The 6,362-nt window shown below is 67.9% G+C and carries 5 protein-coding genes; all 5 read right to left on the bottom strand.

Annotation, left to right across the window (positions count from 1 at the left end):
* On the bottom strand, nt 1-2,415 hold a 2,415-nt coding region (gene topA / locus ACLPJJ_RS03135), incomplete at its 3' end, for a type I DNA topoisomerase (protein ID WP_443589389.1).
* Between the two features lie 12 nt (nt 2,416-2,427).
* Entirely contained in the window at nt 2,428-3,558 is a 1,131-nt protein-coding gene (gene dprA / locus ACLPJJ_RS03130; RefSeq protein ID WP_443589388.1) for a DNA-processing protein DprA, read from the bottom strand.
* 1 nt (nt 3,559) lies between these two features.
* Nucleotides 3,560-4,153, bottom strand: a complete 594-nt coding sequence (gene plsY, locus ACLPJJ_RS03125) for a glycerol-3-phosphate 1-O-acyltransferase PlsY (RefSeq protein ID WP_443589386.1) — start codon at nt 4,151-4,153, stop codon at nt 3,560-3,562.
* A complete protein-coding gene (locus tag ACLPJJ_RS03120) occupies nt 4,150-5,421 on the bottom strand; it encodes a dihydroorotase (protein WP_443589384.1) in 1,272 nt (423 codons plus the stop codon). The genes plsY and ACLPJJ_RS03120 overlap by 4 nt, the downstream gene beginning before the upstream one ends.
* 4 nt (nt 5,422-5,425) lie before the next feature.
* Entirely contained in the window at nt 5,426-6,361 is a 936-nt protein-coding gene (locus tag ACLPJJ_RS03115; RefSeq protein ID WP_443589383.1) for an aspartate carbamoyltransferase catalytic subunit, read from the bottom strand.
* Nucleotide 6,362 lies beyond the last annotated feature (1 nt).

The following is a 6,362-nucleotide window of genomic DNA, read 5'->3' as shown; positions in this document are numbered from 1 at the left end:
GGCGACCATATTGCCCCATTGCGCATAGGGGCCGAAGCGGCCTTTGCGCGCCACCACGGCAGCACCGTCCTTGGGGTGGCGGCCGAGATCGCGGATCGAATCCTGCTTTTTCGCGATCAAATCCATGGCGCGGTTGAAGCCGAGATGCAGCACGTCGTCGTCGCGGTCGAGCGAGGCGAAAATCGCGCCCATTTTCACATAGGGGCCGAAGCGGCCGATATTGGCCTCGATCTTCTGTCCCGTCTCGGGGTGTATGCCGACCAGGCGGGGCAGCGAGAGCAGCCCCAGGGCCTGTTCCAGCGTCAACGTGGCGCCTTCCATGCCGCGTGCCAGCGAGGCACGCTTGGGCTTGGCCTTCTTGTCCTCCGGGTCCGGCTCGCCCTGCTGCACATACAGGCCATAAGGCCCGCGGCGGAGCGTGATGTCCTCGCCGGTTTCCGGGTGCTGGCCGAGCAGGCGCATCCCGTCCTTCAGGCTGTCATCCGGGTTGTCGCCGCCATCCACCGCGAGCTTCCGGGTGTACTGGCAGGTGGGGTAGTTGGAGCAGCCGATGAAGCTGCCGAAGCGCCCGAGCTTCAGCCCCAGCCGGCCCGTGCCGCAGGAGGTGCAGACGCGCGGGTCCGAACCGTCCTCCCGCGCAGGGAAGAAATGCGGGCCGAGATCGGCGTCCAGCGCGTCGATGACGTCGGAGATCTTCAGCTCCTTGGTCTGTGCCACGGCGGCGGAGAAATCGTCCCAGAAGGCGCGCAGCACGGCGCGCCAATTGGCGTTGCCTTCGGCGACCTCGTCGAGCTGCTCCTCCAGGTTCGCGGTGAAGCCGGTATCGACATAGCGCGCGAAGAAGCTGGTGAGGAAGGCGGTGACCAGCCGGCCCCGGTCCTCGGGGATGAAGCGGCGGGCTTCGAGGCGCACGTAATTGCGGTCGCGCAGCACTGTGAGGATGGAGGCGTAGGTGGAGGGCCGGCCAATGCCAAGCTCTTCCATCTTCTTTACCAGCGAGGCCTCGGAATAGCGCGGCGGCGGCTGGGTGAAATGCTGGCTGGCGGTCACATCGCGCGTCTTGGCCGGGTCGCCCTTGGCGATCGGCGGCAGGATGCGGGTATCCTCGTCATCCGAGGCGTCGTCCTGGTCCTCGTGGTAGAGCTTCAGGAAGCCGTCGAAGGCCAGCACGGAGCCGGTGGCGCGCAGGGTCTGGCCCTGGCCGTCGGTAAGGTCCACGGCGGTCTGGTCCAGCTCGGCGGCAGACATCTGGCAGGCCATGGCCCGCTTGTAGATCAGCTCGTAGAGCTTCGCCTGCTCGGGGTTGAGCATGCGGGCGACCTTGGCCGGGGCGAGGGAAATATCGGTCGGGCGGATGGCCTCATGCGCTTCCTGCGCGTTCTTGGCCTTGCTCTGGTACTCGCGCGGGGCGCCGGGCAGGTAGCTGTCGCCGAACTCGGCCTTGATCTGGGTGCGGATGGCGGTGACCGCCTCCTTGGCCAGCTGCACGCCGTCGGTTCGCATATAGGTGATCAGGCCCACCGTATCGCCGTTGATGTCCACGCCCTCGTAGAGCTGCTGGGCGAGGCGCATGGTCTGCTGCGAGGAAAGACCGAGCTTGCGGCTGGCCTCCTGCTGCAAGGTAGAGGTGATGAAAGGCGGCGGCGGGTTGCGCCTGGTGCGCTTCTTCTCGACGCTGCTGACGCTGAAATTACCGGCGCGCACCGCGGCCTCGGCGGCGCGGGCGGCGGCCTCATTGTTGAGGTCGAACTGTTCGAGCTTCTTGCCCTGGTAATACGTAAGCCGCGCGGGGTATGGCGCGCCGGTGGGGGTGAGCATCGCCGCTTCCACCGTCCAGTACTCGCGGGCCTTGAAGACCTCGATCTCGGCCTCGCGCTCGCACACCAGCCGCAGCGCCACCGACTGCACGCGCCCGGCCGAGCGGCTGCCCGGCAGCTTGCGCCACAGCACCGGCGAGAGGGTGAAGCCGACCAGGTAGTCCAGCGCCCGGCGGGCGAGGTACGCCTCGATGAGCGGCATATCCAGCTTGCGCGGCTGCGCCATCGCCGCCGTCACGGCGGATTTGGTGATCTCGTTGAAGGTGACGCGCTGCACGTCAACACCCTTGAGCGCGTGCTTGTCCTCCAGCATGGCGCGCACATGCCAGGAGATAGCCTCGCCCTCGCGATCCGGGTCAGTGGCGAGATACAGGGTCTTGGCGCCCTTCAGCGCTTTCGCGATCTCGCCGATCTGCTTGGTGCCGCGGTCATCGGCCATCCAGTCCATGGCGAAATCCTCGTCCGGGCGGACCGAGCCGTCCTTGGGCGGCAGGTCGCGCACATGGCCGAACGAGGCGACCACCTTGTAGCCGTCGCCCAGATATTTGTTGATAGTCTTGGCTTTGGCGGGGGATTCGACGACGACGATATCAGTCAAGGGCCGTTCCATTCATAGGTCTTCGGGCCGGACCACCCTGTTGCCGGTGAGCGTTTCCACTCGCCCGGCGAGTTCCAATTCCAGCAGGGCTGCCGCTATGGCGCCGCCCGACAACTGGCAGCGCCGCGCGATCTCGTCAACACTTACCGGCTCCGGACCGATCAGAGGTAGTATCTCGCGCCGGGCGCGGGCGAGCTCGGCTTCGCTGTTTTCGCCTTCCAAGGCCGGGGGCGGCTCGGCGAAACCGGGCTGGCCGTGCGTGAACAGCAGGTCTCGCCCCAGCCCCTGGCGGGCCGGGTGGTCCGGGAGGTTGGCGAACACATCCTCCGCGCAATCCACCAGATGCGCCCCCTGGCGGATGAGGTCGTTGGCGCCCTTGGAGCGAGGGTCGAGCGGCGAGCCGGGCACGCCGAACAGCTCCCGCCCGGCATCGTTGGCGAGGCGCGCGGTGAGCAGCGAGCCGGAGCGGGCGGCGGCCTCGATGACCACCAGCCCCAGCGCCAGCCCGGCGATGATGCGGTTGCGCTTGGGGAAATGCCGCCCCTGCGGCGCGGTGCCAAGCGGCGCCTCGGCCACCACGGCGCCGCGCTCGGCGATTCGCTTTTGCAGATCGGCGTTCTCCGGCGGGTAGGGGACATCGAGCCCTCCGGCGATCACCGCCACGGTCTTGCCCGCCCGCAGCGCGCCGGTATGGGCTGCGGCGTCGATCCCGCGGGCGAGGCCCGAGACCACCACGAGGCGCTCGGCCAGCTCCGCGCCGAGATGTTCGGCGAAGCGCATGCCATTGGCCGAGGCGTTGCGCGCGCCGACAATGCCAACTGACCGCCCCGAGAGCAGAGTAGCGTCGCCCAGCACGGCGATGGCGGGCGGGGCGTCAGGCAGCTGGGCCAGGAATTCCGGGTAGCCCGGCGTATCGAGAAACAGGAACCGCCCGCCCATGCGGGTGAGCGCCGCGCATTCGCGCTCCACCTCAGCCAGCGGCGGAATGCGCGGCGTGGTGGCGCGCCCACCGGAACGTGCCAAAGCGGGGAGCGCGTCCAGCGCCTCGGCGGGAGTGGCGAAGCGCGAGAGCAGCCTGCGGTAAGTGACCGGGCCGACACTCTCGGTCCGTACCAGGCGCAGGCGCTCGAGAATGTTCTTCACCTCAGACGGCGGCCTTCTTGCCGATGCTGGGCTCGGTGCCGGCCAGCAGGCGGGATATGTTGGCGCGATGCTTCCAGTACACCAGCGCCGCGATGATCAGGGCCAGCAGGGCCGCCTTGGGCGAGGCGAGATACCACGCGGCGATGGGCGCCACGGCATAGGCCACAAGCGCTGCCAGCGAGGAATAGCGCAGCGTGAGGGCGGTGAGCAGCCAGGCGGCGCAGCAGATCAGCCCCAGCGGCCAGCACACCCCGTAGAACACGCCAAACCCGGTGGCGACGCCCTTGCCGCCTTTGAACTTCAGCCAGACGGGATACAGGTGGCCGAGGAACACGCAGAGTGCGGCCAGGAACACGCCGTGATGGCCGTAGGCGCTGATCCACACCACCGCGAGCGTGCCCTTCAGCGCGTCCAGCAGCAGCGTGGCGGCGGCCAGGGCCTTGTTGCCGGTGCGCAGCACGTTGGTGGCGCCGATATTGCCCGAGCCGATGGCCCGGATATCGCCCAGCCCGGCGGCGCGGGTGAGCAGCAGGCCGAACGGAATGGAGCCCAGAAGATAGGCAAAGACGGCGATGAGAATATAGGTTGTGATCATCCGAATACCCGCTTTCCGGTTTTCCAGGTGCCGAGCACCACGCCTTCCAGGGCGCGGCCGTCGAATGGCGTGTTCTGCGCCTTGCCGGGAAGCTTGCCCGCCTGCACCTGCCAGGAGCGCTCGGGGTGGAACAGTACCAGGTCGGCTGGGCGGCCACGGGCGATGATGCCAGCCTCGATGCCCAGCCACGCGGCGGGCTTCTTCGTCAGCAGCGCCAGGGCCTGGGGCAGGGTAAGATGCCCGGCCTGCACCTGCGCCAGGGTCACGCCGAGCAGTGTGGCGAGGCCAGCCCCGCCCGGGGCGGCATCGGCGAAGGGCAGGCGCTTGTCATCCGCGTCGCGCGGCTGGTGGTCGGAGGCAATGGCGTCGATGGTGCCGTCGGCCAGCGCCGCCACCACGGCGAGGCGGTCGGATTCAGCCCGCAGCGGCGGGGAGAGCTTGTTATAGGTGCGGTAATCGCCGATCGCGGTCTCGTTCAGGTCGAAATACGGGGGCGCGGTGTCGCAGGTCACCTTCAGCCCCTTGTCCTTGGCGATGCGGATCAGGTCCAGTGCCTCGCCGGTGGTGATGTGAGCGAAATGCACCGCACCGCCGGTGAGTTCGGCCAGACGGATGTCCCGCGCCACGCAGATCGCCTCGGCGGCGGCGGGAATGCCGGGCAGGCCCATCCAAGTGGCCCGCGCCCCGGCGGTGGCGGCACCGCCACGGGCCAGTTCGTAATCTTCGGAATGCTGCACGATGCGCATGCCAAAGCCCGAGGCATAGGCGAGGGCGAGGCGCATCAGGCGCGAGGAGGCGATGGTCTTGCCGCCATCGGTGAAGGCGATGGCCCCGGCGTCGCGCAGCAGCCCGTATTCGGCCAGTTCCTCGCCCTTCAGCCCGCGCGTGGCGGCGGCATAGGGCAGCAGGGAGACGGAGCCCGTCTCCACGCCACGGGAGATGATGAGATGCACCAGGGCCGGATCGTCGATGGGCGGGGCGCTCTCCGGCAGCACGGCGATGCTGGTGATGCCCCCGGCGGCAGCGGCGACGGCCGCGCTGGCGATGGTCTCGCGGTACTCGAAGCCCGGCTCGCCGAGCGAGGCACGCAGATCCACCAGGCCAGGGGCGAGAATCGCGCCCTCAGCCTCGATGATGGTGGCACCATCCGGCCGGCCGAGATTCTGCCCGAAATCGGCGATGACGCCGCCCTGGACCAGCACTTCGCCCTCGACCAACGCCTGGGCGGATTCGTCCAAATATTGGATTTTGCTGAATAATGTGGCCATGGCTTTATCCTCGCGCCAGCGTGTCGAGCACCGCCATGCGCACGGCGACGCCCATTTCCACCTGCTCCTGGATCCGCGAGCAGGTGGCATCGTCGGCAATGTCGCTGTCGATCTCGACGCCGCGGTTCATCGGCCCGGGATGCATGACCAGCGCATCGGGCTTGGCATAGGCCAGCTTCTTCCGGTCCAGCCCGTAATAGGCGAAAAATTCGCGGGACGAGGGCACCATGCCGCCGGTCATGCGCTCCTTCTGCAAGCGCAGCATCATCACGATATCCGCGCCCTGGAGGCCTTCCTCCATGTCGTGGAACACCGTCACGCCCGAGGTGGCGATGCCGCCGGGGATGAGCGTGGGCGGGCCGATGAGGCGCACGAAATTGCCCATCATGGTCAGCAGCAGGATGTTGGAGCGGGCGACGCGGGAATGCGCGATATCGCCGCAGATGGCCACGGTGAGGCCGGAAATGCGCCCCTTGTTGCGGCGGATGGTCAGGGCATCGAGCAGCGCCTGGGTGGGGTGCTCATGCGTGCCGTCTCCCGCGTTGATGACGGCGGCGCTGACCTTCTGGGCCAGCAGATGCGGCGCGCCGGAGCGGTTGTGCCGTATTACCAGCAGGTCGCAGTTCATGGCGTTCAGTGTGGCTGCCGTGTCCAGCAGGGTCTCGCCCTTGGTGACGGACGAGGTGGCGACGGACATGTTCACCACATCCGCGCCCAAGCGCCGGCCTGCCAGCTCGAAGCTGGTGCGCGTGCGGGTGGAGTCCTCGAAAAACAGGTTGATCAGCGTACGCCCGCGCAACAGGTCGCGCTGAGTCTTACCGGAGCGGTTGAGCAGCACGTAACTCTCGGCAAGATCGAGCAAATGGCCGATTTCGGGCGGATAGAGCCCCTCGATCGCCAGAAGATGCTGCTGCCGGTAGGACACGCGGCTTCGTTGCAGG

This window comes from Acidocella sp., from assembly GCF_052326845.1.
Taxonomy (GTDB): Bacteria; Pseudomonadota; Alphaproteobacteria; order Acetobacterales; family Acetobacteraceae; genus Acidocella.
Note: the sequence above shows the minus strand (reverse complement) of the source record. Positions and strands in the feature narration are given on the sequence as shown.

What these genes read in the sequence shown, in the direction of transcription:
- plsY (WP_443589386.1), bottom strand. Translation starts at nt 4,153, where the DNA reads ATGATCACAACCTATATTCTCATCGCCGTCTTTGCCTATCTTCTGGGC.
- ACLPJJ_RS03120 (WP_443589384.1), bottom strand. Translation starts at nt 5,421, where the DNA reads ATGGCCACATTATTCAGCAAAATCCAATATTTGGACGAATCCGCCCAG.